Annotated in this window: 21 protein-coding genes, 1 tRNA gene and 1 pseudogene; 12 read left to right on the forward strand and 11 right to left on the reverse strand. The window is 48.5% G+C overall.

Features of this window, described 5'->3' with window-relative positions:
- Positions 1 to 308: 308 nt before the first annotated feature.
- Together NC997_RS25695 and NC997_RS25700 are read right to left on the reverse strand one after the other, a co-directional pair.
- Complete coding sequence (locus tag NC997_RS25695) at positions 309 to 1,961, reverse strand: AarF/ABC1/UbiB kinase family protein (RefSeq protein WP_339380518.1); 1,653 nt, start codon at positions 1,959 to 1,961, stop codon at positions 309 to 311.
- Between the two features lie 135 nt (positions 1,962 to 2,096).
- Positions 2,097 to 3,158, reverse strand: coding sequence for a mannose-1-phosphate guanylyltransferase (locus NC997_RS25700; protein WP_190416139.1), 1,062 nt, complete (start codon positions 3,156 to 3,158; stop codon positions 2,097 to 2,099).
- A gap of 263 nt (positions 3,159 to 3,421) precedes the next feature.
- On the opposite strand from NC997_RS25700, the gene NC997_RS25705 reads away from it, so the two are divergent.
- Positions 3,422 to 4,861 (forward strand): LCP family protein, encoded by a 1,440-nt coding sequence (locus NC997_RS25705; RefSeq protein WP_347276120.1) that lies wholly within the window; start codon positions 3,422 to 3,424, stop codon positions 4,859 to 4,861.
- A 120-nt stretch (positions 4,862 to 4,981) separates the two neighbouring features.
- The gene (locus NC997_RS25710; RefSeq protein ID WP_190528067.1) at positions 4,982 to 5,488 is read left to right on the forward strand and encodes a pentapeptide repeat-containing protein; all 507 of its coding nucleotides are present in this window, start codon (positions 4,982 to 4,984) and stop codon (positions 5,486 to 5,488) included.
- Here NC997_RS25710 and NC997_RS25715 read toward each other — a convergent pair.
- Positions 5,474 to 6,211: a GDSL-type esterase/lipase family protein gene (locus tag NC997_RS25715; RefSeq protein WP_190528020.1), complete on the reverse strand. Its 738-nt coding sequence runs from the start codon at positions 6,209 to 6,211 to the stop codon at positions 5,474 to 5,476. The genes NC997_RS25710 and NC997_RS25715 overlap by 15 nt on opposite strands.
- Before the next feature lie 230 nt (positions 6,212 to 6,441).
- Between NC997_RS25715 and NC997_RS25720 the strand changes: the two genes are divergently transcribed.
- From NC997_RS25720 to NC997_RS25740, 5 genes are all read left to right on the forward strand, one after another.
- A complete protein-coding gene (locus NC997_RS25720) occupies positions 6,442 to 6,669 on the forward strand; it encodes a DNA-directed RNA polymerase subunit omega (RefSeq protein WP_190416141.1) in 228 nt (75 codons plus the stop codon).
- A 19-nt stretch (positions 6,670 to 6,688) separates the two neighbouring features.
- Entirely contained in the window at positions 6,689 to 7,309 is a 621-nt protein-coding gene (locus tag NC997_RS25725; RefSeq protein ID WP_242031395.1) for a hypothetical protein, read from the forward strand.
- A gap of 62 nt (positions 7,310 to 7,371) precedes the next feature.
- On the forward strand, positions 7,372 to 7,737 hold the full coding sequence (locus NC997_RS25730) for a DUF1818 family protein (RefSeq protein WP_190528022.1): 366 nt from the start codon (positions 7,372 to 7,374) through the stop codon (positions 7,735 to 7,737).
- Between the two features lie 49 nt (positions 7,738 to 7,786).
- Positions 7,787 to 7,860: transfer RNA gene (locus NC997_RS25735), tRNA-Pro, on the forward strand.
- A gap of 255 nt (positions 7,861 to 8,115) precedes the next feature.
- Positions 8,116 to 9,825, forward strand: a complete 1,710-nt coding sequence (locus NC997_RS25740; protein ID WP_347276122.1) for a metallophosphoesterase — start codon at positions 8,116 to 8,118, stop codon at positions 9,823 to 9,825.
- A 241-nt stretch (positions 9,826 to 10,066) separates the two neighbouring features.
- Here NC997_RS25740 and NC997_RS25745 read toward each other — a convergent pair whose 3' ends face one another.
- Together NC997_RS25745 and NC997_RS25750 are read right to left on the reverse strand one after the other, a co-directional pair.
- The gene (locus NC997_RS25745) at positions 10,067 to 10,609 is read right to left on the reverse strand and encodes a GAF domain-containing protein (protein ID WP_347276121.1); all 543 of its coding nucleotides are present in this window, start codon (positions 10,607 to 10,609) and stop codon (positions 10,067 to 10,069) included.
- 159 nt (positions 10,610 to 10,768) lie between these two features.
- Positions 10,769 to 14,644 (reverse strand): PAS domain S-box protein, encoded by a 3,876-nt coding sequence (locus NC997_RS25750; protein ID WP_348257835.1) that lies wholly within the window; start codon positions 14,642 to 14,644, stop codon positions 10,769 to 10,771.
- 790 nt (positions 14,645 to 15,434) lie between these two features.
- Between NC997_RS25750 and NC997_RS25755 the strand changes: the two genes are divergently transcribed.
- Positions 15,435 to 15,746 carry a hypothetical protein gene (locus NC997_RS25755; protein ID WP_190412006.1) on the forward strand — a complete coding sequence of 104 codons (312 nt, stop codon included), beginning with the start codon at positions 15,435 to 15,437 and terminating at the stop codon, positions 15,744 to 15,746.
- A gap of 7 nt (positions 15,747 to 15,753) precedes the next feature.
- Here the strand turns inward: NC997_RS25755 and NC997_RS25760 are convergent, their stop codons facing one another.
- On the reverse strand, positions 15,754 to 15,924 hold the full coding sequence (locus NC997_RS25760) for a hypothetical protein (RefSeq protein ID WP_190528028.1): 171 nt from the start codon (positions 15,922 to 15,924) through the stop codon (positions 15,754 to 15,756).
- Positions 15,925 to 15,957: 33 nt separating this feature from the next.
- Between NC997_RS25760 and NC997_RS25765 the strand changes: the two genes are divergently transcribed.
- The 3 genes from NC997_RS25765 (at position 15,958) to NC997_RS25775 (ending at position 18,730) form a co-directional block, all read left to right on the forward strand.
- Positions 15,958 to 17,685 (forward strand): succinate dehydrogenase/fumarate reductase flavoprotein subunit, encoded by a 1,728-nt coding sequence (locus NC997_RS25765; RefSeq protein ID WP_190528030.1) that lies wholly within the window; start codon positions 15,958 to 15,960, stop codon positions 17,683 to 17,685.
- A gap of 8 nt (positions 17,686 to 17,693) precedes the next feature.
- The gene (locus tag NC997_RS25770; RefSeq protein ID WP_190528032.1) at positions 17,694 to 17,849 is read left to right on the forward strand and encodes a hypothetical protein; all 156 of its coding nucleotides are present in this window, start codon (positions 17,694 to 17,696) and stop codon (positions 17,847 to 17,849) included.
- A 263-nt stretch (positions 17,850 to 18,112) separates the two neighbouring features.
- The gene (locus tag NC997_RS25775) at positions 18,113 to 18,730 is read left to right on the forward strand and encodes a TMEM165/GDT1 family protein (protein WP_190528034.1); all 618 of its coding nucleotides are present in this window, start codon (positions 18,113 to 18,115) and stop codon (positions 18,728 to 18,730) included.
- A 68-nt stretch (positions 18,731 to 18,798) separates the two neighbouring features.
- On the opposite strand, the gene NC997_RS25780 is transcribed toward NC997_RS25775, so the two are convergent.
- Positions 18,799 to 19,686, reverse strand: coding sequence for a tetratricopeptide repeat protein (locus NC997_RS25780; RefSeq protein ID WP_190528073.1), 888 nt, complete (start codon positions 19,684 to 19,686; stop codon positions 18,799 to 18,801).
- Positions 19,687 to 19,929: 243 nt separating this feature from the next.
- Here NC997_RS25780 and NC997_RS25785 point away from each other — a divergent pair, with 243 nt between their 5' ends.
- Positions 19,930 to 20,880, forward strand: a complete 951-nt coding sequence (locus NC997_RS25785) for a hypothetical protein (RefSeq protein WP_190528036.1) — start codon at positions 19,930 to 19,932, stop codon at positions 20,878 to 20,880.
- A gap of 66 nt (positions 20,881 to 20,946) precedes the next feature.
- Here the strand turns inward: NC997_RS25785 and NC997_RS25790 are convergent, their stop codons facing one another.
- From NC997_RS25790 to NC997_RS25805, 4 genes and pseudogenes are all read right to left on the reverse strand, one after another.
- The gene (locus tag NC997_RS25790) at positions 20,947 to 22,146 is read right to left on the reverse strand and encodes a homocysteine biosynthesis protein (RefSeq protein WP_190412013.1); all 1,200 of its coding nucleotides are present in this window, start codon (positions 22,144 to 22,146) and stop codon (positions 20,947 to 20,949) included.
- A gap of 101 nt (positions 22,147 to 22,247) precedes the next feature.
- Positions 22,248 to 23,092: pseudogene (locus NC997_RS25795) on the reverse strand (DUF4351 domain-containing protein).
- A 70-nt stretch (positions 23,093 to 23,162) separates the two neighbouring features.
- Positions 23,163 to 24,356, reverse strand: coding sequence for an AI-2E family transporter (locus NC997_RS25800; RefSeq protein WP_190428982.1), 1,194 nt, complete (start codon positions 24,354 to 24,356; stop codon positions 23,163 to 23,165).
- Between the two features lie 183 nt (positions 24,357 to 24,539).
- Positions 24,540 to 24,734 (reverse strand): hypothetical protein, encoded by a 195-nt coding sequence (locus NC997_RS25805; RefSeq protein ID WP_190528038.1) that lies wholly within the window; start codon positions 24,732 to 24,734, stop codon positions 24,540 to 24,542.
- Positions 24,735 to 24,944 lie beyond the last annotated feature (210 nt).

Genomic DNA, 24,944 nt, shown 5'->3' on the forward strand with positions numbered 1-24,944 from the left:
CGCTTTTATAGGCTTTTCTAGTCATAGCCGCAGTTTTAGGCAACATCCACTTATGGTATTGGCGGCATTGCTATCCACTCCCTGTCTTCAGATTTACTTTATAAATCAGCTCTTAGAGGCTGTTTGTAAACATCGGTTAGCAGATAGCCTTGATAGAGCCGTCCTATATGATTCCGAAAGGCGAAATCCCCGACTTCTTTAAGAAGTCGGGGACTTGAACTCTAAGGATATCGCAACTTAAATAGGCTTGCCCTATTAAGCTTGATTCACTATTTAAAAAGGTTACTTCCCGGACAACAGTAACTCTATCACTTCAAACGCCCAGAACGTAGGATGCTCACAATTAACCACAAACCCAGGAAGCTAGCAGCAGCAAATAGACCATTGCTTAATAAAGATAGCCCCCCTCCTGTTTGAGCATTGCTGGAGATAATCGCCGCTCCGATAATTAGGGAACCCACGACAACACTAAAGGAAAGGCGGTTAGCAGAGTTCTCCAAACTGCGACGAAATGGAACGATGTCTGGCATCTTGATATTCCACTTCAACGTTTCAGAAGTGATTCTTTCGAGCAGCAACTCCACTTGGCGGGGAGATTCCAAAGACAAACTTTTAATATCTAAAGCTGTTCTCAGCAAAGCTTGTAACGGGTCATCCCCGAATAATTGACGCCGGAATAAATCGGTCATCAAAGGCTTAATTTCCTCGATGAGATTTAAGTCTGGGTCAAATAAATGCCCTGTTCCCTCTAAATTTGCTAGCGTTTTTGAATATAATCCCATATTGCTAGGCAACCGGATTTTATTGTCGCGGGCGACTTGCAACACTTCATAAAAAACTTGACTCAAATTGATTTGTGACAGACTCAGGTTGTAATACTTTCGCAACAGCTTTTCAAAGTCACTTTCTAACTTTGCTAAATTTGCTGGTTGAGCCGATTCAGCTAATTGCAAAGTCAACTGACTACAGCGACGGGCATCAATATTTGCGATCGCTAACAGCATCTCCGTTAAAATCTGCTGAGTCCGGGGGTCTAGTCGCCCGATCATCCCAAAGTCAAGCAGCGCTACGCGACCATCTCTCAGATAAAAAATATTGCCTGGATGCGGGTCAGCGTGAAAGAAGCCGTCAAGATACAACTGTTGAAAGAAAACGCGACACAGTAGCCGAGTGATGTCTCGCCGCTGGTCGCTGGGGCTTTTACCGTCGTTGATTTGCTCGAAATTTGCCTCTAGCAACGGTACCCCATCTAGCCATTCCAGTACCAATAGCTTTTGGGTGGTTAACTGCCAAATAATTTCCGGAATCACCACCTGCTTCGGGTCAAACCAGCGGCTGGTCGATAAATTGCGGCGTAGCTGGTTGGTGAAATTGGCTTCTTGGGTAAAATCAAGCTCAGCCAGCAAAGCATTAGAAAATTCGTTCGCTAAAGCGACAATATCGATATCTGGCCCAATATCGGTGCGAGCAACTAAATCGGCTAAACCTTTAATGATGGAAATATCTTGAGAGATAATCGCATCAATTCCCGGTCGCTGCACCTTCAGAGCCACTTCCCGCCCATCTGCTAAGGTGGCGCGATGCGTCTGAGCAATTGAACCAGCAGCAACCGCCACCGGGTTGATGGTGCTGAAAACCTCCTCCATCGGACGATCCAATTGCTTCCGAATCACCACTTCAACCTCTGACCAAGGCACGGGCGGTACCTCAGATTGAAGCGTTGACAGTTTTTCAATGTAGTCCGCCGAGAGTAAGTCAGGGCGAGTCGAGAGCAGTTGCCCCAGCTTGACATAGACTGGCCCCAAATCCACTAAGATGTTGCGAAGGACGGCGGGAGTCGGCAGCCTCGGTTCATCAGCTTTGCCGCCGGTCAAGAGCCGTCTCATGTAGTCCCAACCGTTGCGGAAGACGACCTCAAGGATTTCTCTTTGGCGAGAAGTGGTTTGGGTTAAGGAAAACACGGGTTTTAAGGGATAGCTAATGGAATCATGGAAGTCTGGCTAATGGGTCTTGAACAATTCGCAATTCGCCATTAGCCATCATCCCTCTTATTAATACTTCATACTTCCAACTTCTGCCTTCCGTTGGAGGGTAGATTACAGCAACTTTTCAAGCTTCGGATCGGTTCGTAGCAACTCAAGAACCTTTTTGATTTCTTGGGTGCGGTCTTTTTTGACAATCAGCGTGACATTGCGATCGCGTACAATCACCACATCCTCCATCCCAATCGTCACGATTACCTCATCCTCACCCTCGGCGTAGAGAATCGCCCCTTGGGTATCCATTCCCACGTGAGTCGCCAGTTCTACATTGGGCTTATCGCCTTTCAGCAACCGTTCGATGGCGTTCCAATCTCCCAAATCGTCCCACCCGAAGGACACTGGCAGCACATAAGCCAGCTGAGTCTTCTCCATCAGCGCATAGTCGATACTCTTCTTCGGCATCTGAGAGTAAGCTGCAACCCCTTTTTCTTCGAGAAGATCCATCATTTCCGGCGCGTAAGTGCGAAGTTCATCTAGCACGACCCCAGCTTGGAAGATGAACATTCCGCTATTCCAGCTGAATCGACCCGTTGCCAAAAACTCCTCTGCCGTCGGGCGGTCGGGTTTTTCGGTGAATCGGCTGACGCGGTAGGTGGGAAACTCCCCAACCTTGCCAGTTTCTTCTCCTTGCTCAATGTAACCGTAGCCCGTAGATGGATAATTCGGCTTAATCCCCAATGTCACAATCGACGGCTGAGTTGCTGCCAAAGTAGCACCGGCTTCCAGCGTTTGTTGAAAAGCCTTCTCGTCTGCAATCCAATGGTCGGCGGGGAAAAAGCCCACAACCGCGTTTTCTCCATACCGCTTAGCAATTTCCAGCGTTGTCCAGGCGACCGCTGGGGCAGTATCGCGTCCTTCTGGTTCAACGAGCAAATTTTCCACGGGTAGCTGGGGCAGTTGTTCTTTCACCCCATCTGCCAGCAAAGCCGAAGTAACGACCCATAGCTTCTCCCAGCCTCCAGCCAGAGATAACAGCCGGTCAGCCGTCGCTTGCAGCAAACTCTTGCCGCTGCCATCCAAACTTAAAAACTGCTTAGGTCGGTGCTTGCGGCTGAGGGGCCAGAAGCGTTCCCCTTTACCACCGGCGAGAATTACAGGGATTAGCGATTGATTCATTTTTGGCTTTAGCCTATTGTTTTCGGCTCTATGTTAACCTTGACGCGATCGCGATCGCTGTTTAACCTTTGTGCTTGCTCCCGATCAAACGCCTCGTGCAACTTCTCCCAAATTTCTGTAGAAACCAACCTGTAGAAACAAGCTTAAGGCACCGCTGCAATGTCATTTCCTTTGGGAGATGGAGAACCTAAAGTTATAATCCACCTTGGAAATAAGTCTCCAGAAAGATACATATAGTCTGCGGTTGTGGTGATGAGGTAAACGTGGAAGAAGGTATCAAACAGTCTCAAACCAGTCCAGACCACGAAACGTCTAAAGGTTCTAGCAATCAGCAGGCACCCCGTACAGATGCCGTTGATGACGATTCCGACACCTCACCCCAATCGCAGACAAGCGATGTGGCAAATGAGGTTTCGCCCCAAAAAAACAACTTGGGGCGGCGCTTGTTATGGATCGCTGTCTTTATCATCACAGCAACAGTTTCTGCCACAGTGGGAGCAACTTTAGCACTGATTACCCCTTTGTCGCCGATCGTTGCCTCCCAGACTCCAGGAGAAAAGACCGCGACTGAGGGATGGGGTAGAGGTTTTCAGTACCGTCTGGCGCGACCCGTCAATATCCTGGTTATGGGAATTGACCGCCTCCACAACTCACCAGATAATTCGCCGGATAATTTCACTGGCAACAGCGATACGATGCTGCTGTTGCGGTTAGACCCGACTGACCATTCAGTAAAAATGCTTTCCATTCCACGAGATACGCGAGTGGAAATTCCGGGCGTTGGTTTTAACAAGATCAACCAGGCAAATGTCAACGGGGGCGCAGCCTTATCCGCACGAGTTGTCAGCCGTACCCTAAACAACGTCCAGATCGATCGATACGTGCGAGTCACCACCGATGCCTTTCGGGAGTTGGTGGATTTGGTGGGCGGCATTGAGGTATTTGTTCCTCGCCAGATGTCCTATGTAGACGAAACCCAAAAACTCAAAATCGATCTTTCCCCAGGCTGGCAAACTCTCAATGGCGACCAAGCAGAACAGTTTGCGCGGTTCCGGAATGACAAGAACGGCGATATTGGTCGGGTGCAGCGACAGCAAGCCCTTCTCAAGTCGTTGCGGCAGCGTCTGACGAACCCAGCCGTATTGCCTCGCTTGCCTCAACTGATCCGGGTGATGTGGAAGTACGTTGACACGAATCTCAGCTTAGAAGAAACCCTAGCGCTGGCAAATTTTGGCATCAACTTGGAGCAAGATGATTTCAAAATGGTGTTGTTGCCCGGTCGATTCAGCGACCCCCAGGAGTACATTGCCAGCTATTGGATTCTGGATTCCGAGGGGAGAGATCGCATCATGCGCCAATATTTTGGGCAAGAAACGACTCTTGCCTCTGTAGAGGAAAGCCGTTCTCTTAGCACCCTGAGAATCGCAATCCAAAATGCCACCGAGCAGCCTGGTATCGCTTATCGTGTTTCTGAATATCTGGCGGCGAAGGGATTTGTAAATGTTTATGTTGTCAATGATTGGCCCGACCGCGAACGCCAAACTCAAATTATTGTCCAGCAAGGCGACTTAACAAAAGCAGCGGCTTTGAAAAGAGTGCTGGGCGTCGGTCATATTGAAGCGGCTTCTATCGGTGATTTGGAATCTGAGATTACCCTACGAGTGGGTGAAGACTGGCTCGATACAATGAAAAATGTACAATAAAAAATTGAAAAACCGCCTTATTTTTATCTTTGATTGCAGACGAAGCTGGAGAGCCTTAAAAAGAACAACTTGCTTTTTAAATTTTTGATTAATCCTATGCAACCTTTAACTTCAAAAGCAATTAAAAATTTTGTGGTGCGCGTGCTTAGCGGTATCTTGCTATTAGCTTTGGCATGGCTGTGGGTGATGTTGAGCGCTACTCCTGCTTTTGCTCAGGCAGGGACAATTAATTACACCAATATTAATTTGGAAAATCGGGATTTCTCGAATGCTGATTTAGTTGGTGGTGTATTTGTCGCAGCTGAAATGCGAGGAACAAACTTCCAGGGAGCTGACCTTACCAATGCGATTTTGACCAAGGGAGTGTTATTAAAAGCAAATCTGGAAGGAGCAAACCTGACTGGGGCTTTGGTAGACCGAGTAACGTTGGACGAGGCTAATTTAACCAACGCGATTTTAACGGAAGCAACGTTGACGCGGACTCGCTTTTACGACACCATCATTACGGGCGCTGATTTTACGGATGCACTAATTGACCGCTACGAAGTATCTCAGCTCTGTCAGCGAGCAGAAGGTGTGAACCCAGTAACGGGTGTTTCTACGCGGGACAGCTTAGGCTGTCGCTAAACGGTCGTTCGCCAATTGTTGCATAGGCTCCCAGTTAAGGACATCTTGGAGCAATGCCTGATAGCCTGCGACATTTGGGTGGAGTCCGTCTTCAGTAAGATGCGATCGCCACCAATCTTCACCCCGATTCATCCACAGCTCGAAAATATCCAGATAGGGAATCTGTCGCGCCTGACACGCTAGCCGCGTTGCTTCTTTATACCGATATTGATCGCCGTGATTGTAGTAAAAACAGTCCAAAAATGGCATTTTCGCCTCATCTACCGGCACCATCCCCACAAAGACTACCGGACAGAATCTTTGGGTTAGCGTTGCGGTAGCGCTCTGAGTACATCGCTCTAGCAACAAATCCATTTCTGCTTTGAAAACTTCAAAGTCGGTAAAATTCCGCCCAGTCGGTCGAGCCAACCGAGCCGAATCATTGACCCCGACTGATAGAATAATTGCATCGGGTACGCGATTTCTCAGCTCACCGCGATGGCGAAACTCCTGCTCTAACCGCTGTTGCACTTGGCTGATGCCGTCACCCCGGACACCCAAATTGTAGAGAACGTGTCCCGGACTATCCGGCAGCATCCAGCGACGCCGCAGCCGCTCTACCCACCCGCCACCTTCCGGATCGCCGAATCCATAAACAAGACTGTCTCCCAGTGCTACAAGCTTCAGAGGATGGCGATCGCTTTCAGGAAACGGCTTAATCGTAGGAGGGACAAGGGTTTGCATGGACTGTAATCTCGAACTTATTTTCAGAATGATATAGATAGATTGATAAGAATCTACATAATATTAAACGATTCTTTGTCTTGAAAGAAATTCTTCAGTGAATCTCCGGGCGGTGCTAACAGCCACAAAAATTGGGGACTCCTGCTAGACTGAAGGGTGCAAGGTGACAGGAGGGTCGCGCGACTGTGCGCCGCTACTCACGAACAACAATTAACAACTAATCCAACGTGATGCAAAAGCGTTTCAAGTTTGATACAACCGAAGTTTTACTCCGGGCTGAAGAGCTGGTGAGTGCTGCTTCCAATCGCTACCGGATTACCGTTCAAGTAGCGAATCGCGCTAAGCGCCGTCGCTATGAAGACTTTGATAATGTTGACGATCCGATGATGAAGCCAGTGCTGCGGGCGATTCTGGAAATGTCCGATGAGCTAACGCAACCGGAAATTATTGGCGATTAGATAAAAAATAACAAGCAAGATGAAGCGACAAACCAAAAAATTTCCCAAGCGAATGCTACGTTTTGCCGTTGCCTCTCTAACGGCGCTGTTTTTATTTCCTTGGGGAAGCATCTTTGATCCTTCATCCTCGCTTTTTCATCTTTCCGAACAGCCTGCGATTGCCCAGATGTACGGAACTCAGGATGTCTGGCGGCAAGTTTATCAACGCCTACCGGATTTGCCGCTAGAAAATCAATACATCAGCAAGGAAACTGGCAAGCAGGCATCGGAAAATACCCTAGTAGGTCGCATCATCCGCTATCACGTTTATGTAAAGTCACGTCCACCCAACTATCGGCTGGATTGGAAACTGACCTTGGCGGACTATCTGGGCGCAAACGAACTAATCCAGGAGTCGCTATATCCGGGTTATGATACGTTGCAGAAAAATCCCATGCAGAGCGATCGCGCGGTCATTGAACGCCTGAATCGAGCGCAACGAGACGCCTTAGTTCAAGTCCTCGTGAGTCTATTCACTCCCAATTCTCAGCAGCAGGCACCCGTACCTTCTCCCAGCGCTTCACCTCAGCCACAGGCAGCACCCAAACCCAGTGGAGGGCTAGCACTGCCTCAGCCAGGAGATGCTCAGTTACTCAAGTAAGGAAAAATTAAAAACTAAAAATGTAAGAAAAGCGCTTTAGTTTTTGATTTTTAATGACTTTTATGGAACGTCTCATCAAAAGTGGAGTTGGCTGGCGCATTGGCTGGAACCCTAACACGAGTGAGTTTAAAGGGTTAGTTGGTGGGGATGATTGGGCGATAGAGCTGACAGAGGCAGAGTTAAATGAGTTTTGTCGCTTGCTGGCGCAATTGGCAGAAAGTATGAGCCAGATCGCGACTGAGTTGATGGATGAGGAGAAAATCGCCTGCGAAACTGAAAGCGACTTACTTTGGATGGAAGTGGAGGGCTACCCCCATGCTTACAGCCTTCGCTTCATTCTCCACACGGGACGGCGGGGTGAGGGTAGCTGGAATGAGGCAGCAGTACCGGGTTTGATGCAAGCGGCTCAAATGTTAAAGGTTTTCTGATTGCATCTTGACAGCTTTAAAAAAGCTGATATAGAATATAAGACTGTGCCGGGGTGTAGCGCAGGTTGGTAGCGCGCAGCTTTGGGGTAGCTGAGGTCGTGGGTTCGAATCCCGCCACTCCGATTAGTCCGGCAGAATCCGTTAAGTTGAAAGGGGCGAGTTCTCCTGAGGGAGATAAAAAATCGCTCATCATTGTCATAGAAGCTAAGTCATAGACGCTCATGGCTTAGCGTGTAGGGAGCCTGTATCGCGGTTATTGCTGTGGAGCGATCGCTTATGCTCAGACGTTTAACCAGCCGCTCTCTGCTGACGGCAGCTATTTTTCTGGTTGTGACATCGCTTACCCTAATAATTGTCCTATTAACTAAGCAGCCAGTTATGACATCTCAACCCCAGCTGCTAACCGATCCCTTTCTACAACTGCCGACCGAAACAAGCGTGCGAGTCGTGTGGTTTACTGAGTTTGCTGGTGAGCATCGTGTCGCCTACGGTGAGAATCTCGCTCGCAGTGTCGTCGCCAGTACCACCAAACTCAGCCGCACTCGTGAGGATAGTCAATCGCGGGTAGGAAATCAGACTCAAGACGGTCAGATTTACCAGCAGCCAACCAGCCGAGACATCTGGCGGCACGAAGCAGAGGTGACTGGCTTAACTCCTGGCAAGCGAGTTTCTTATCGCGTCACCAGTCTGCGGGAAGATGGTACGAGCGTTAGCAGTAAGGTATTCACGCTCGCCCCCAAACCCACACCGGGCACATCACTGAAAATTTTGCTGACTTCCGACCACCAGCTCAAGCCGATGACATCTGCCAATCTTCAGAAGGTCGTTGAGACAGTCGGGCAAGTAGACGCTGTCTTCTTTGTCGGTGACTTAGTCAACATTCCCGACCGTGCCTCCGAGTGGTTTGATGATAATCGGGGGGGTGCCTTCTTTCCTTGTCTCCAAGGTCGCAGCAACTACGAACTTGAACATAACGGTGTCAAGACGGTTTATCGGGGTGGACAGATAATTCAAAACGCCCCCATGTTTGCAGCGATTGGCAATCATGAGGTGATGGGACGCTTCTCGATGGAAAGTAGCTTAAACGACCAGTTCGATGACTCCTATCCTCGTTGGGCTGCTCAGGAAATTTATGCACAAAAGGCAGAAGAAAAAAAGGCAGAGCAACTAAACCCCGGTGAGGACACGAAGCGCAATTTCGCGTCTCTTCAACAGTTAAAAGATAATTCTTTTAATACCGATACTTACGAAGAAATTTTTACTTTACCCGAAAGCAAGAAGGGTGGAAAAAAATATTATGCCGTCACATTTGGTGATGTGCGGTTGGTGGTACTTTACGCGACCAATGCGTGGCGTTACTGGGGATTGGAGGAGAAGACAAAGGGAAGATACCGCGAACGAGAAAAACACTTAAATAACCCGGAAAAGTGGGGATATGGGCAGCACATCTTTGAGCCAATTGCCAAGGGTAGCGAACAATACACCTGGCTCGAAAAAGAACTGAATAGCCCAGATTTTAAGAAAGCAAAGTATAAAGTCGTGATGTTTCATCACCCACCGCATTCACTGGGCGATAACATTGTCCCTCCTTATACCGACCCAGTGCAGACGATCGACCGAGATGGGAATGGCAATATTAAATCGGTGCGTTACAAGTACCCTAGAGAAGCAGATTACATTATCCGAGATGTAGTACCACTGCTAGAAGCTGCTAATGTGCAGTTAGTATTTTATGGGCACTCGCACCTGTGGAATCGCTTTGTCAGTTCTAGCGGGATGCACTTTTTAGAAACCTCGAATGTCGGCAACTCCTATGGTGCGGCGTTGGGCGAAAAGAAGCGACCTGTACCAGAAGAGTATCAAGAGAATGATATCGTAACGGGCGATCCGAATGGGTTGGAAGCAGTGGTACCGACCATTGCGCCGCTGATAGGTGAAGATGGGAAGCCATTGTCGTATGTGGCAAGTAATGAGATGACGGCATTTAGTATCTTCAACACGGGTACGGGTATGGTGAGCAGTTACCGTTTTGATACGCGAAAACCGGACTCAGAAGTGGTAAAGTTTGATGAATTTAAGCTGAAATAGAGGAAATTTACCCGGCAAGTTATCGAGTAGGCAATGAGCGCGATCGCTCAATCATTCTAAAAAGTTGTTACCCCACCATTTTGCAAGCATAAATTGCCTAAAATTAGGTAAAGCAATCCCCTTTACAGTTACTTTTATAAGAATCCGATATGAGTTTTGAGATACCAGTGGTTTATATCCCCGGTTTCTCGCTCGAAATCGGGGATTTCGCCTTCACGAATCATTGAAGAAATAGCACAACTTAGCTATCTCGGATTGAAGGAGCCGTTGCCAAAGTTTCTGCTGCTTTTTGCATTGCTTCAAGATCCGATGATGTCCAGGTACGAGCATCCTGACAATTATGAGCAACTAGCAATCCCCACAACCGAACAGAATTGAGAATTGGCACCACTAAATTAGCGCGTACCTTCATCGTGCGGAGAAAATCGCGGTGGCAAGGGTTAATCGGTTCTAATTCAATATCTGCGAGCGCTCGTATCCTTCCTGCTTGGTACAAGGCAGCATATTCATCATTAAAACAATCATCGGGGCCTGTTGAGCCGAAGATCGAGTATTCTCTAGACCTCAAGGACTCAAACGTAACCTGCCCTTTCCATTGGCGATAAAAGTAATATAAAACGACGCGATCGACTTGAAGCAAATCTCTTAGCTCGTCGGTCGTCTTTTGAACTAAAACATCTCGCTCGATACTATTGGCAAGACGGTTAGCAAATGCTCGCAAACCCGGATCGCTATCTTGTATAGCAGGACTAGAGTCAGAATCTCTGTTAAAGTTACTTTGCACGGGAAGACAAATGCGACTGAGTTATGACAATTGAATGTTTTTTATCATAACGCTATAGTCCAAATAGCATCCACTCTAAAAGCTAAGAGATTGATGCAAACAGCGATCGCTCTTATTTTTTGGGGGTGTGCAATGTCCTATACAGCAGAAATTCACATTTTATACTTCTTGATTCACCAGTAATTGACTTTTTTGTTGCTCAATTGGAATCTCAATTAAGAACTCTGCACCCTGTCCCGGTGCTGAAGTACATTTCAGTTGACCGTTATGCTTATCTACAATTTGGTAGCTAATTGACATCCCCAAACCTGTCCCAGAACCGACCGGCTTAGTTGTAAAAAACGGATCGAATAACCGACTGCTGACTTCCTCCGTCATTCCTGGGCCATTGTCAGCAATCTGAATCCTGACTTGATTGGGTTGCACCGTAGAAGTCCGAATCCAAATTGTTGGAGATTCTTCGGGGTTCATCGCTGATGGTTTATTGCCGCGAACGGCGAACGGCGAGCAATGAACTGCTTCGAGGGCATCAATCGCATTCGTCAAAATATTCATAAATACTTGATTAATCTGTCCCGCATAGCATTCAACTTTGGGTAGGTTGCCATATTCTTTGACGATCTGAATACCCGAACGATCCGGTTTGGCTTTCAGACGATTTTGCAGGATCAGCAGCGTGCTATCGATGCCTTCATGAATATCGACAGTCTTCATCTCTGCCTCATCAAGACGAGAGAAGTTTCGTAAACTCAGGACTATTTCGCGGATGCGGTCAGCTCCTACCTTCATAGAAGATAGGATTTTAGGCAGGTCTTCGAGTAGGAAAACCAGGTCGATTTCTTCCGCCTGAGCTTGAATGGCGGCGGGTGGCTGGGGATAGTGTTCCTGGTAGAGCTGAAGCAGGCGTAGTAAATCGAGAGCGTATGCATTAGCGTAAGAGAGATTGCCGGAGATGAAGTTAACGGGATTGTTAATTTCGTGAGCAACCCCTGCAACCAACTGCCCTAAAGAGGACATTTTTTCACTTTGAATCAGTTGAGCTTGAGTTTGCTTCAGTTCGCGCAAGGCGTGTTCAAGCTGAGCGGCTTTAGTTTGGGCAGTGCTGGCAGCATCGAGCTGCTGGTTGTAAAGTTCGGCTTGGTTAATCGCGATCGCTAGCTGGTTGACAACCGCCGAGAGTAATTCCACCTCGCTGTCCGTCCAAGGTTGCACTTGGTTCCGGCGATGACAAGCCAAGGCACCCAGTTCGCCACTCGGTGTCTGTATTGGCAGCGCCAGCGCTGACCGAGTGCCTGCAACGAGTAATGTTTGCGGAATGACTGGATCGTCCGGAGTTTGCACTTCATCCAGGCGGAACATTTCTAAATTCAGCATTTTTTCCTCAAACTTTGGAAAAAATCCCACCGGATAGAAGCCAAGCCAGTTCGCTTCGGTGGAAGTTCTCGCTTCCTTAACAACCTCCCATCCGGGGGGTGAGGAATGGGGGCGATACCAAGCGAAGGTGCATGACTCAATCCCCATCCGCCTTTGGATCGCCCCTACGGCGGTTTCTAGAATCGTATCTAGATCGAGGGTGTTCCGGATCTGGTTAGCTAGACGGTTGAGTAGTTCTTCCTGCTGAGCGAGTTGTCTGAATCGAGTTTCCGATAGTTGCAGAGCGACTTCAGCCTGTTTGCGTTCGGTGATGTCGGTGGAAATGCCGCAAACTGCATAAGGCATACCATTGTCGTCGTAAAGCGGAAACTTCATCGAAATGTAGGTGTGTAAGCCGTCGTCTTGAGGAATCACTTCCTCACTTTCTAAAGGAATCCCTGCCGCAAGTACCTTTTGATCGTTGGTTTGCAATGCCTCAGCGACCTCATAAGGTAAGTACTCGAACTCGGTCTTCCCTTTGACTGCCTCTGCATCCACGTTGAGCAAGTTGGCACACTTGCGGTTCATCAAAATATTACGACCTTGAATATCCTTGACGTAGATAGCGGCTGGAGAGTAAGCCAGAATTGCTTGAAGCTGCTGTTCGCTCTCCCTCAGAGCGGCTTCAGCCTGTTTGTCACTTGTGATGTTCCTCGCAGTGCCCGTGGTGCCGAGGATGTTTCCGGCGTCGTCCTTAGATGCGATCGCGTTGAAGCTCATCTGAATTGGCGTTCCATCTTTACGCAGATGCACCGTTTCGTATTGGAAATACGGCTCACCCTCCAGCAGGCGCAGATGTATCTGCCAGTTCTGCTCCACTTGTTCCGGTGGCTGGAAATCGGTGAACAAACGCCCGATCATTTCTTGGGGATCGTATCCATGCATTTGTTTGACCGCAGAGTTGACAAATGTAAATCGCCCCTGTCTATCCACCGACCAAATCAAATCCTGGGAAGTCTCGACCAAATGGCGGTATCTTTGCTCACTCGCCTTCAGCGCCGCCTCTGCCTCTTCCCGGTTGGCAATTTCGCTTTGCAATTGCCCAATGGCAGCTCTTAATTCGCAGGTACGCTCCTCAACGCGGATTTCTAGTTCTTCTTTGGCTTTCTTGAGTGCTTCCTCTGCTTGTTTGCGCTGGGTGATTTCCCGCGCTACGCCAACTAAACCGATAACCTTTCCTTTAGGGTCGCGGTAGACGCTTTTTGTGGAAAGAAATGTCCGGGTAATCCCTGTGGTGAGTATCGTTTCCTCGACAACTTGAGTCACGCCCGTCGTCATGATTTGGCGGTCAGTCTCCATGACTGGATGTGCCAACTCTAGAGGCAGTAACTCGGTATCATCCTTGCCGATAATTTTCCCTTCCGGTCTGCCAAAAACAGCGGCACCCGCCGAGTTGATCATCAAATAGCGACCCTGAAGATCCTTCACATAAATAGCATCCGGGGTGCCTTCAATCACCGCACACACAAGGCTGTAGCTGAATTCTAGTTCTTCTTTGGCTTTTTTCGCAGTTTCCTCGGCTCGCTGGCGTTGGGTGATGTCCGTGTGCGATCCCGCCATCCGAATCGCTTTGCCATTGTCATCTCGCAGCGCTGCTCCCCGCGCTAAAATCCACCGATAGGAGCCATCTTTGTGCTGCAAGCGATGCTGTAATTCGTAATTAGAAGCTTGGCTATTCATGAGATAACCTTGGACGATCGCGATCGCGCGATCGCGGTCATCGGGATGCAATCGTTTTTCCCACTCTTCAATCTGATTGGGCAACTCATGCTCTTCATAGCCCAGCATCTTCTTCCATTGAGGTGAAAAATAGGTCTCGTTGGTTGCTATATCCCAATCCCATAATCCATCTTTAGAACCTTGAACTGCTAAATCAAACCGTTCTCGGCTCTTACGTAACTCTTCTTCAGCAGCTTTCCGTTCGGTAATATCTTCAAAAGTGCAAAGGATGCCGACCACGTTTTCTTCACCATCATGGAGTGGAACTTTGTTACTGTCTATCCAAGACGGTTTACCATCCGCCTTGAGCGTTGATTCAATGCTGTGATATTCTGGCGTGTTTGTTTCCATAATTCGCCGTTCGCTATCCCGCAATAAGCCCGTTTTTTCTGTGAACAACAAATCGTAGTCGGTTTTTCCAACAATATTTTCTGGCTTGCCAACCCCTACTAATTGGGCAAAGTTCTGATTACACCCTAAATAAACTAAATTCTTGTCTTTCCAAAAGATGAATTGGGGAATATTATCCATCACCAATTGCAGCATTTGTTGCGACTTCCGCAGTTGTTCTTCAACGCAATAGCGCTCAATAATTTCGTTTTCTAGATTGCGATTTGCTGCCTCCAATTGAGCTGGGCTGGGTAACGCGAGGGCTTTGGGAATTAGTGGGACTAAGCTGGCTGCTGTATAAACTGATATTCCAGCCGTTAGCGCTTTGATGAAACCAGCTATCCAATAAATCGGATGCCAAAGCGTCCACACTTCTATGAGATGAGTGGTCCCACAGGAAATAATAAAGGTTCCAAATAATAGAAATATCCCAGCATAGGGTAAATCTTTTCGCTTGTTGACGAAGTAAAAAAGCGTGATAGGAATAGAGTAATAGGCAAGAGCGATTAGCATATCTGATATGATATGCAGCCCTACTAGCTCTGGTTGCCACAAGTAACAATGTCCATGTGGAATAAAAGAGTTTGAACCCAAAAAAGTCTGCAAAAATTGCAGCATATAGCTCCTACTACGTGTTCTTAATTTTTGCTCAACTTTGTAAATTTGTAGAGTATAAAAACATACAATTAACCTTTACATTTTTTCTCAACGAGAGAAGCTGAGAAGCCAAAATTCTAGAAAATTATGTTTAGTAATTAAAATTTTTAATCCCAGCCCATAGCCACGACAACTGTAATTTTTCTAGAAAACATACTCAATTCGCATAGCGATCGCCGTAATATTACGTATGCCAACTGGAAATGAATATCAATGTTTAACGATTGATAGGTTTTTCTACGCAATTGTTGTGTTAAAAAAGGTCTCTGGCGTCAATGTAGAAAATTAATAAATTAAACGAGAGTTCATTTGTCAAGAGAGCGATCGCTGAAAATTAGCTAGAAAATTACCGACAAAATGCTCAATCGGAGTCGCTGCGGCGCTAAAACACTCAAAGCTGGGCTTTCTTGCTATAAAAAGAAGAATCACCTTCCGATAATCATTCTTAGAATGCGGCTAGGAAGGATAATGATTTTAAATTCGAGAGCGATCGCTATGGCTGGAACGCAGTGAGTAGCAACCGTTCGGCACACTGGGGTAGATTGTAAAGCTATATTGCAACTCTTGTAAAAAGATTTAGAAATCTGCCAAGCCCGTGTCAGAACCTTAACCTAGAACTTTAAAGGAATGTTGCAAGGGAAACGTCATGGATAAAATGCAAAAGTATCGCTTCGTCTGTACTCTCTCCTTTGGCGATATCTATGGGCAAATCATCGTTTGGCTGATTGTCATCTTCATTAGTCTCGCCTCTGCACTAGCGCTGTGGAGTACCACTCGGCAAATTTACGCCCTAATGACTGTTGGACTCATCCTCGTGCTGTCTCTGCCGTTCTTGCTCTTTGCCTTCGTGACTACGTTGTTTAACCACATTGAGGTTTCTGCAATGGATATCCAGGACACCACTGAGACCGTTGGTGGCAGTTTACCCAACCAAAACCCTGCCCAAGTAACCAGTTGAAGAGCCATCAGTCTTTGGTCAACACTGAGAACTGAGGGCTAAGGACTGAGGACTGAGGACTGAGGACTGAGGACTGAGGACTGAGGACTGAGGACTGAGGACTGGTATTAGGACTAAAAAGAAATTTATGAAGAACTTCCCCGCTTTGTGGTGGGGAAGTTTTTATTTGCGTCAGCATGGATGTAAGAATTCCAAAGAGCGGATCTTAAAGATGCTTGAACACGATGTCGTGATTGTGGGAGGTGGATTAGCGGGGTGTCGCGCCGCCTTAGAGATTGCCCGCACAGAACCCAGCTTAGATGTGGCGCTGATTGCCAAAACTCACCCAATTCGTTCCCATTCGGTCGCCGCGCAGGGGGGTATGGCGGCAACGCTGAAGAATGTAGACCCTGAAGACACTTGGAAAGACCACGCTTTTGACACCGTAAAGGGATCTGACTACCTGGCGGATCAGGATGCGGTGGAAATCCTCACCCGCGAGGCTCCAGACACGATCATCGACCTGGAACACATGGGAGTATTGTTTTCCCGATTGCCGGATGGTCGGATTGCCCAGCGAGCTTTTGGGGGACATTCTCACCGGCGCACTTGCTATGCAGCGGATAAGACGGGTCACGCGATTCTGCACGAACTGGTGAATAATCTCCGGCGTCACGGCGTCCGCATCTACGATGAGTGGTACGTGATGCAGCTGATTCTGGAAGACGCCCAGGCGAAGGGTGTGGTGATGTACCAGATTCTGGACGGGCGAATTGAGGTTGTACGGGCGAAGGCGGTGATGTTCGCCACGGGCGGCTATGGCAGGGTATTTAACACCACCTCGAATGACTACGCCTCGACGGGGGATGGGTTGGCGATGTCTGCCCTCGCCGGGGTGCCGTTGGAAGATATGGAGTTTGTGCAGTTTCACCCGACGGGCTTGTATCCGGTGGGGGTGCTGATTTCGGAAGCTGTGCGGGGTGAAGGCGCGTATTTGATCAACGCTGAGGGCGATCGCTTTATGGCGACTTATGCCCCCAGTCGCATGGAACTCGCTCCCCGCGATATTACTTCACGAGCGATCGCGCGAGAAATTCGTGCGGGAAGGGGCGTTCATCCCGATGGCAGCGCCGGTGGCCCGTTTGTCTATCTCGACTTGCGCCACATGGGGCGAGAAAAAATTATGAGTCGGGTTCCCTTTGCTTGGGAAGAAGCTCACCGATTACTCAGCATCGATGCCGTAGATCAACCGATGCCCGTGCGCCCTACGGCTCACTATTCAATGGGCGGTATCCCCGTCAATACCAGCGGTCAGGTGAAAAGTGGCCCAGATGGTTTAATTGACGCTTTCTTTGCCGCTGGAGAAGCTGCTTGTGTCTCGGTTCACGGGGCAAATCGATTGGGCAGTAATTCCCTGTTGGAGTGTGTGGTTTATGGCAGAAAAACGGGGGCAACGATCGCGCAATTTGTCCAAAACCGCAAGTTGCCCGAACTGGATGAGCAACCCTATCTGCTAGAAGCTCACTGCAAAATCCAAGCGCAACTAGAACAATCGGGTCAATACCGGATTAACCAAGTGCGTCAAGCCTTCCAAGACTGCATGACTGAGTATTGTGGTGTCTTCCGCAGCGAGGAATTGATGCGCGAAGGTTTGAACAAGCTGCAACAGATTCAGCAGCAATCCCAGGATATTTACCTGGATGACAAGGGTAAACTCTGGAACACTGAAGTCATCGAGGCGCTGGAACTCCGCAGTTTGATTATTGTCGGACAAATGATTCTGACATCGGCGCTCAACCGTCAAGAAAGTCGAGGCGCTCATTACCGCGAAGATTATCCTGAGCGTGACGATGAGAATTTCCTCAAGCACACGATGGCTTTCTATTCTCCAGCCGGGATCGATTTGCGCGATCGCCCGGTAAACATTACTATGTTTGAGCCAAAGGAACGGAAGTATTAAGTGATTAGGTGGAAAGTTTGCAAGTTCATAACCTGCCGACTTTCCACCTGCCCACAGGCGTGCTGGCTGCGAATGGGGGATATATTGCGATCGCCTGTCATGACACTCCCCAAATAAATTTATGTAGATTTATTAATTTCTTCTACCCACAGTTAGATGTATAATTACTTAACAATGAAGGGGAGTAGCTGCTAGCGAAGAATGATGCTAGCCCATCTGAATCAACATACTGGCGATGAGCCTGGTTCAGGTGACAAGCGAAAGAAACTAAAAATAAGCGCCTAGTCGCTGAACTAATAGTTTCAAACCTTGGGAGCGAGACCTTCACCGAGTTCACATCAGATGTGAGCTGCTGGTGAAGTCCCATGTACCCTCCAGAAAGCTCACTCAGATGCGATAGGTAGAACATTCTGAGGAGCTTGAGAGGATGCTGACAGCTTTTACTGCCGGTTTATTATTCATCACTTTTTCCGAATTAGGCGATAAAACCTTTTTCATTGCGGTAATTCTGGCAATGCGCCACTCCCGACGACTGGTATTTGCAGGAGTTGTGGCGGCATTGGCAGCAATGACGGTTCTGTCGGTTCTCTTGGGACAAGTGGCGTCTCTACTCCCCAAGCATTATCTTCATTTGGCGGAAATTATTTTTTTTGTTGGCTTCGGGGTGAAGTTATTGTACGAAGCAAGCCAGATGCCAGCGGGACCAGACTGTGAAGAAGCCGAAGAAGCGATCGCCACGGTTAAAGAAGCTGAGTCGAAAATGCCAAAAAAGAAAACTCCTTGGGCGATTGTCCTCGAAGCCTTTATGCTGACATTTGTAGCAGAGTGGGGCGATCGCACTCAGATTGCCACAATTGCTCTAGCTGCGTCCCAGTCGGCTGTAGGGGTTACGGCTGGGGCTATTGCGGGGCATAGTATTTGTGCAGCGATCGCTGTTTTGGGGGGTCGGATGATCGCCGGACGAATTTCCGAGCGATTAATTACAGCAATTGGGGGCGGCTTGTTTTTGCTGTTTGGAGCGCTCGCCTTATTGGAAGGAAATTAAAAATTAAAAATGCCTGCATTAAAAATTCTGTTTTTTGATGAAAGCATTTTTAATTCTTAAGACTCAGGTTAAGGCGTAGGGCTGGGAGATACAGAAGGCGAAGTCGTAGGTGAAGTCGTGGGCGCAGTCGTGGGCGCAGCCGTGGGTGCGGGTGCGTCAGCCGCCAGTTGTTTAATTTGGTCTTTGACTCTAGCTGGAGCTAGAGCGATCGCCGTATTGAATAGGGGTTTAGCTTCGGCGATTTTGCCTTGTTCTCGCAGCACCAGTGCCTTCGCTAGCACCGGACGAAAATCCTGTCGATTGCCTTTGATGGCGTCATCGTAGATAGCGATCGCTTCCGGATAGCGCTTTTGCTCAACGTAAACCTTGCCCAACTCCAACTGCACCGAAGTGACATCGACGCTACCAGGTTGAACTTGATTCACTTGGGGAGCAGTTTTCAACGTGTCTTGCAGCAAGCCAATCGCTGCTTCCGGACGGTTTTGTTGTACCAAGAGACTCACAAGACCTTGCAGGGCGTTCATATCTCCCGGTTTAGAAGTCAAAATCGAGCGATAAGTTTGGGCAGCCCCTTCGCGATCTCCTGTTTGCTGTTTAGCTTGTGCAAGTAAAACTGCGTACTCGCTTTGATCGGGATTCAGCTTTGCCAGTTTGTCCAAAGGTGCGATCGCGCCTTTGATATCGCGCATTTTTAGCCGTGCTTCTAACAACCCCCGCAGCGCCGTTTGATTCTGTGGTTCTCGCTGCAAAACCAGTTCGTAACCTTTCGCTTGCGCTTCCAGTTCCGCTTGATTAGCTACCCCTGCCGTCTGAGTCGGTGTTGGGGTTGCCCCAGTAGTAGGCTCTTTGCCGTCAAAAACAATACCCACCAACGGAATGATGGATAATCCGACAAAGATTAACACGCCTAGCCCTAGGACTAGATTAATAAACCAGCGATTGCGCTTTTGGGACACACGACTGCTCTGAACTCTATTGCCATTATCAAACACAATCTTATTTTCCACTGTCACACTTGGCAAACCGCATCACTGTCTCCACATTTTAAAATAGTGGCAGCATCGAACCGAACTTGATAAGGTGTAAGTGTTTTTGCTGAGTGCAAAAACATTACGGATCTACCAGTCGTATCACCGCATTCAGTACAATGAGCTGACTGACTCCCCCCAAGGGGATGTGTCTCCGCCGCGAGGAGTATTATGAGTCCTTCTGTGAATCGGTTCTCCGAATTATCCCAGTCTTCTGGCGATCCTAAGCCAGAACCACCACCCCTATCCAGTCCGCCAACGCCAGCGGATACAGCGTCAAACAGCGATTTGGAACAAACAACTGAAGAGAATCCTGCTGTCACACGACAGCAACCCATTCCTCCCCCTAGCGAACCCATGCAATACCGGGCCATCGGCCTAGTAAAGGGTAAGTACACGTCCTCCGACGAGCAATTTACGCGAGGAATGCTGCTGGCAAGCGATGGAACAGCCATCGATGCCGTGCTATTAGGTCGGGTGATGAGTTTAGTCAAAAATCACCTGAACTTAGAGCAGGAACATTTATGGGTTGTCTATCCCCGGATGCGACAAGAAGACGGCAACTTGCACGTCCAGATTGTGGGCGTTTGGGAGCCGGAAAGGCTGAACCAGCCGTCGTCTGACCCAGAAGCGGAAGCAGCAGAATCGTCCGAACCTACGGATATTCAAAGCGAGTCGGCGGCGAACGATGGCTATTTTTCGATTCGCGGGGAAGTGATTTTTCAGTCGCGAGAAGAAGAAGAAGGCATCATCGTCAAGATTAAGCAGTCTCCTCGCAAGCAGGAAGACACACCTAAGTTTTTCAAGTTGAAACTCAATGGTGTGGTTCAAGAAAAGGCAGTCGGTCATTTCATGGATTTGCAGGTGCAACGACAGGGGAACTCCTTGGTAATTCAGGAGAGCCAGGATATTGGTCGCCTGCCTCCTAGAAAGATTCCGGGCAAGAAGCCATTCCGAGGAGGTGGAGGTGGGCGTCCTCCCAGCAGAAAGCCAGGAGGAGGAAGCCGGGAGCGTCCCGTGCGTCCAAGCGGAGAAAGACCCGCAGCGATCGCGCCCCCATCCCCCAAACGCAAGGAACCCTTGCCAAAGCCGGTTAAGCGCTCTTCCCCGCCGCCAGAATAAACTGGCTATTAGTCATGAGTCACTGTGATGAGTTACACCTAATAACGAATAACGAATGACAAATGACTAATCTAGGGAAATTTGAGAACCCCATCGGTCTTGGGGTAAAAATGAGCGATCCAGTGGAATGGGGGCAACAGGTTCGGTGAGGGTAAATGTCCCCGCCTCAATCCATTGCTTCAACTCCAGCGCTACTTGATTAGAAAAAAATAGGCTGACTAAGGGGGCAACCCGCACGGGTTTGCCCTCTATTGTGATGCGTCCCGTCTTCAGCTGGGCGTAACTCACAAGCCCAAAAGTGGGACGGACGCGCCGAGGAATCGAGAAATCGACAACCGGCGCAACGATCTCCTTGTCTTGCACGGCACAATTGGCGACGACTTGCTCTTGTAAAACGGGCAGTGGGATACCAACGCCGAGCATCATAGAAGGGCCATAATTTTTGAAGTAACAGCCGCGCACCCAGCGAGAATTCATTTGTTTGGCGTCTCCCATTAAGGCAAGGGTAGCCGCCGGACCAACAGGCGTTCGATTTGGCAACCGCTTTTGTAAGGGGAAGTGTTGGGTGCCTTCCCACGCTACATAGCCAACGCCGCCGCCTAAGAAAATCCGAGTGCCAATCCCGATCGTTTGCAGGTCTGGATCGTTCAGGAGGGGAGAAATTGCCCCAGCGTTTGAGTAGACGGCATTGGCGAGGCGGGGTTGCAGAGGGCCGAGGTAAGTATAAAGTGGGCGATCGCCTCCATTCACCCCGACGATAAAATTTTGGTATAGATTGCGGGGATTATATAGATAAAACTGGTTAATCGTGTCGCGGGTGATGGTTGTCTCAAAGGAAGCACGAGGGTAGCAGTCCGTCCCTTGCCCAATGGCGCGTAGTTGCACCGTTTTCCCGGCAATTAAATCTTCAATCACATGACCGCCGCCGCGTTCTCTAGATTCCTCGCCGTCTAGGGGTTCGCCCGTACTCCGATATTCCACCATCTGGGTTGCTCCCAGATACAGATCCACTGCCCCAAAGCCAGAGTAGGCTAAAACCCCATCTAACCAACAGGAGCGAATTTTAATTGGGGGATCGGTGTGTCCCAGGTTAATAATCGCCCCCGAAGACTCCATCGGCTCGAAAGTGCCGGTGGTAATGACATCTACTTGCTTCGCAGCTTGGGTGACTCCCACTTCTGCCACCCGTGCTTTTAATTCTTCTATTGTCCACACCACTGCACGCTGGTGGCTGATTTTGTCGTTAATTTCGGCAAGGGTTCGCATAGGGAAGGTTGAAGGGTCGGACTTTTGCTCATCCCTAGTTTCCACTATTGCGATGCCTCGTGGGGCGACGCTTTTGGGAGGTTAACGGTATGTGTTGCTGTTCAGATTGCCGATGAGTCTATCGCCGCCAAGTAACTAACTAAATCAGTTTGGCTGGAGAAATCCAGCAGCGCTTCCGCCAATCCCTCTAATTGAGGAATCGATAAACCGCGAATCTGTTCTTGCAGTTCGGGATTGATGTCACCAAATCGTAGCCTGAGCAGCCGCAAAATTAGCGCCACCTCTCCTTGTTGCAGACCTCGTTGCTCGCCCTTTTGGAGGATGTCTTGATAGATAACAGATTCCTGCATAATTGCCTCTCGGAATAGTTGTTGGATCAAATCTTTTTTAAACCGCAAACCAGCAAGAACCCCTGCACAAGCGAGGATATTCTGTCGCTCGGTGGTTTTCTCGATCCTCTAGCGACCCCAGCGGCGACTTGCTCTAATAAAGCTCTGGGTGAATCACTACGAGCTAAGGTTGCCAGTGGTAGGAGAGCTGGATTTGCGAGCAGCGGAGTGGGATCTTCTTCCCACAGACGGATGACTCGATACTGATGTCTGGTGTTTGTGTCTGTGTACTGCTGTCGAAAGACGAGTTCTGAGGTAGTGGCTTGCAAAAAGATTGCTATCTGCACAATTTCACACCCATATTGCCGCTTCAGTCGCGTGTAGTAGTCGAGCATCCGGAAGTCGAGGGGAGGAGTTGATTGCGCCGAGGTTTGAAATTCCAGGTGCAAGATTTGGTTAGCGACTTGCAGGAAGATGACAGAATCGGCGCGAATCGGTTCCAGACTGAGTTCGGTTTTGATTACCTGGATGTCTGAAGCTTCAGATGACAGTAGCCACTTGGCAAATTCATCTGGGTAGTTCTCAGCGAGATACTTGCAAGTGTTGTCGTATTCCAAGAGGGCAATTGGAGAAAGTCTTATTATTCTCTCATCGGAGGTTACTGAGAATAGCGATCGCTACTTATCGCTACTTCTTCCCTTTACCAGTCACATCATTAACATTCGCCTGATTCTCGTTATCAAGATTAGGCTTGTCATTAATGGATGACTTCCCTTCCGGCAACACCACAGTTTCTCGCTCAAATTCAGCCGCTTCATGAGACGTTGCTATACCCTCTGGATCAAAATCTGCTTCGCGCTGACTGCGCCATTGATCGAGAACATCTTTGAATAAGACTTCTTTGAACCAAATCTGACCAACAACGGTTAGCGGTAACGCCAAGACCAACCCTAAAAATCCAAAGAATGTGGCGAAAAATACTTGAGCAAGTAACGTTACGGCTGGCAACAGCGACACCTGTTGAGCCATAACGTAGGGTGTTAAGAAATTGCTTTCAACCTGCTGAATAAAAAAGTAAAGACCGAACACAGCCAAGCATTTCCAAGGAGCCTCCAACAGCGCGATCGCCATTGGTGGAATGACACTAATCGTCGGGCCAAGATTGGGAATCAAATTTAGCACCCCTGCCAAAATCCCTTGAGCCAGCGGTGACGGGATTCGCAAAACCGACAAGCCAATCATACTCATCAGCGCAACTACACTCATGCTGATGAGAGCGCCTCCAAGCCATCGCCCTAATGACACCTCGCATTGGTCCAAAATCCCATCCACGCGCCGCCGATAAAAAGAAGGAAATAGCCGCACAAATCCCTTGCGGTAAGCTTGGGGATTTGCTAAGAACATTCCGGTTAAAACCAGCACCAGCAAAACGTTGAGGATAATCCCTAAAGAGCTGGAGAAAAAGGCGACCGAACTGCCCAATAGCCGATTGATTAAGGGCTGTACTTGTTGGCTTATGCTCTCCACATCGGGTAGGTACGGTGTCAGCTGGCTAGGAAGACCCGTTCTGAGGCGATCTACCCAAAGATTCAAGCGCTCAAACCCTCTAGGAACCCGTTCTGTGAGTTCTTGAAACTGGACGGTAAAGGGCGGCACAATCAGCCAAAAAAACCCAACAATCAGAGCTAATAATAAGACAATCGACGCCAGGATCGCGATGCCATGTTTCATTCCCGATCGTTGCAGCCGCCGCGCCAATCGGTTTAAGGCAGTCGCCAACACAACGGCGGCAAACACCAACAGCAACACCTGCCGAATTTGCCACAAAACATAAAGAGAAACGACTAAGACGAATAAGCCAATCCACTGACCTAGATTCACAGGTGTTGACTCCGAGCTGACATAGGCTGTAATTGCCGTTTAATGCAGCTAGATTAGCCGATTTTGGCAACTTTCGCATGGGTTGAAAGTAAGGTTTGAATAGCTGCCAAGCGTCAACTGTTTCAGTGTTTTTATGTAAGCCGCTCTACTCAGATAAGTATTCATTGATACTTAAAATACAACTTAGTCCAGTTGGCGATATTGTCGCGATCGCTGCCAGAAGGTCACGGCCATAATCAGCGTTGGCAGAAACACAACCATCAGCACTAGGGCTGGGGATGCTGGAATTGATAAATAGGGACCACCGTACTTAATCAAGATTGACAGTGCCGCTGAGGCGACTAGCACTTTAAGAATGAATCCAGCCTGAGTTGTCATACAACTTAATAAACAAAGACTAAAGTACGGCTATACGGATGCTTGTAGGGGTAGACACCGAACCCAGGCGATCGCATCCCCTTTTTTACAATAGCTTTTAGAGCCTCACCCTGTTACCAATTTCGATGCTCTAAAAGCATACTAAAGCCAAGAGTACATTTAGCTTTCACTCAGTAGACATCTGAAAGCAACCTTTCAAACTTTATAACT

Source organism: Trichocoleus sp. DQ-A2, from assembly GCF_039961915.1.
GTDB lineage: Bacteria > Cyanobacteriota > Cyanobacteriia > Cyanobacteriales > FACHB-T130 > FACHB-T130.

Bases quoted from the DNA above. Each gene is read 5' to 3' on its own strand.
- NC997_RS25720 (WP_190416141.1), top strand. From the start codon at position 6,442: ATGCAAAAGCGTTTCAAGTTTGATACAACCGAAGTTTTACTCCGGGCT.
- NC997_RS25775 (WP_190528034.1), top strand. From the start codon at position 18,113: ATGCTGACAGCTTTTACTGCCGGTTTATTATTCATCACTTTTTCCGAA.
- NC997_RS25750 (WP_348257835.1), bottom strand. From the start codon at position 14,644: ATGCTAATCGCTCTTGCCTATTACTCTATTCCTATCACGCTTTTTTAC.
- NC997_RS25790 (WP_190412013.1), bottom strand. From the start codon at position 22,146: ATGCGAACCCTTGCCGAAATTAACGACAAAATCAGCCACCAGCGTGCA.
- NC997_RS25730 (WP_190528022.1), top strand. From the start codon at position 7,372: ATGGAACGTCTCATCAAAAGTGGAGTTGGCTGGCGCATTGGCTGGAAC.
- NC997_RS25715 (WP_190528020.1), bottom strand. From the start codon at position 6,211: ATGCAAACCCTTGTCCCTCCTACGATTAAGCCGTTTCCTGAAAGCGAT.
- NC997_RS25785 (WP_190528036.1), top strand. From the start codon at position 19,930: ATGAGTCCTTCTGTGAATCGGTTCTCCGAATTATCCCAGTCTTCTGGC.
- NC997_RS25725 (WP_242031395.1), top strand. From the start codon at position 6,689: ATGAAGCGACAAACCAAAAAATTTCCCAAGCGAATGCTACGTTTTGCC.
- NC997_RS25805 (WP_190528038.1), bottom strand. From the start codon at position 24,734: ATGACAACTCAGGCTGGATTCATTCTTAAAGTGCTAGTCGCCTCAGCG.
- NC997_RS25760 (WP_190528028.1), bottom strand. From the start codon at position 15,924: ATGCTGACGCAAATAAAAACTTCCCCACCACAAAGCGGGGAAGTTCTT.
- NC997_RS25755 (WP_190412006.1), top strand. From the start codon at position 15,435: ATGGATAAAATGCAAAAGTATCGCTTCGTCTGTACTCTCTCCTTTGGC.
- NC997_RS25740 (WP_347276122.1), top strand. From the start codon at position 8,116: ATGACATCTCAACCCCAGCTGCTAACCGATCCCTTTCTACAACTGCCG.
- NC997_RS25700 (WP_190416139.1), bottom strand. From the start codon at position 3,158: ATGAATCAATCGCTAATCCCTGTAATTCTCGCCGGTGGTAAAGGGGAA.
- NC997_RS25765 (WP_190528030.1), top strand. From the start codon at position 15,958: ATGCTTGAACACGATGTCGTGATTGTGGGAGGTGGATTAGCGGGGTGT.